The organism is Hyphomonas polymorpha PS728 (assembly GCF_000685315.1).
In the GTDB taxonomy this organism is placed as follows: domain Bacteria; phylum Pseudomonadota; class Alphaproteobacteria; order Caulobacterales; family Hyphomonadaceae; genus Hyphomonas; species Hyphomonas polymorpha.
In genome coordinates this window covers 1-1,305 of record NZ_ARYM01000057.1, presented here as the reverse complement: position 1 = coordinate 1,305, position 1,305 = coordinate 1, and the positions used below count along the sequence as shown (strand labels likewise).

At 63.5% G+C, this 1,305-nt stretch carries 1 protein-coding gene; it reads right to left on the bottom strand.

Annotated features, from left to right (window positions below; translation table 11 throughout):
• Positions 1 to 1,303, bottom strand: a 1,303-nt coding sequence (locus HPO_RS19345; RefSeq protein WP_035602881.1) for a UDP-glucose dehydrogenase family protein, incomplete at its 3' end; no start/stop codon positions are given.
• Positions 1,304 to 1,305: the final 2 nt, after the last annotated feature.

Below are 1,305 nucleotides of genomic sequence, written 5' to 3'. Positions count from 1 at the left end.
CAGGCCGTCCGATGGAGGTATAGGCGAAGCCGCGTTTGGCCATGTCTTCGGGGCTGTAGATGTTTCGCAGGTCGACGACGACATTGCCTTTCATGGCGGTCTTGATGCGGCCCATGTCGAGGGCGCGGAACTGGTCCCATTCGGTGATGATGACCATTGCGTCGGCGCCGTCGACGGCCGCATAGGCGCTGCCCGCAAACTCGATGTTCTTGAGGAGATGGGCGGCCTCCTTCATCGCTTCGGGGTCATACGCCACAACCCGCGCGCCGGCCGCCTGCAGGGCGGGCAGGATGTCGAGCGAGGGCGCGTCGCGCATATCGTCCGTGTTCTGCTTGAAGGCGAGGCCGAGCACGCCGATGGTCTTGCCGGTCACATCCCCGCCCATCGCGGCGATCACCTTGTCGGCCATCGCCTTCTTGCGGGCGGCGTTCACGTCGATCACGGTGTCGACGATGCGCACCGGGCTGCCATAATCATTCGCCGTCTTGGTGAGAGCGAGGGTGTCTTTCGGGAAGCAGGAGCCGCCATAGCCGGGCCCGGCATTCAGGAACTTCGCCCCGATCCGGCCATCCAGGCCAATCCCGCGGGAGACTTCCTGCACATTCGCGCCGACCTTCTCGCAGAGGTCAGCCATCTCGTTGATGAAGGTGATCTTCACCGCCAGGAAGGCGTTGGCCGCATATTTGATCAGCTCGGAGGTGCGCCGTGAGGTGAAGAGGATCGGCGTCTCGTTGAGGAAGAGCGGCCGGTAAAGCTCCTTCATCACCTCGCGGGCACGCGCATCCTCGGTGCCGACCACCACCCGGTCGGGGATCTTGAAGTCCTTGATGGCGGCGCCTTCGCGCAGGAATTCGGGGTTGGAGACAACGGCAAACTCCGCCTCGGGGCGCGCCTTGCGGATGATCTCCTCCACCTCGTCCCCGGTGCCCACCGGAACGGTCGACTTGGTGACGACGACGGTGAACCCGTCCATCAGCCCGGCAATCTCTTCGGCCGCGCCATAGACATAGGAGAGGTCGGCATGGCCATCGCCGCGGCGCGAGGGCGTGCCCACCGCGATGAACACCGCATCGGCGTCCTTGATCGCTTCCCTGGCATCGGTGGTGAAGAACAGGCGCTCTTCCTTGACATTGCTCGCCACCAGGGCGTCGAGGCCGGGCTCATAGATCGGCATGACGCCGTCCTTCAGCTTCTCGATCTTGCCGGCATCCTTGTCCACACAGGTCACCGTATGCCCGAAATCAGCAAAACAGGCCCCAGACACAAGCCCAACATAGCCCGTACCAATAATCGCAACACGCATGG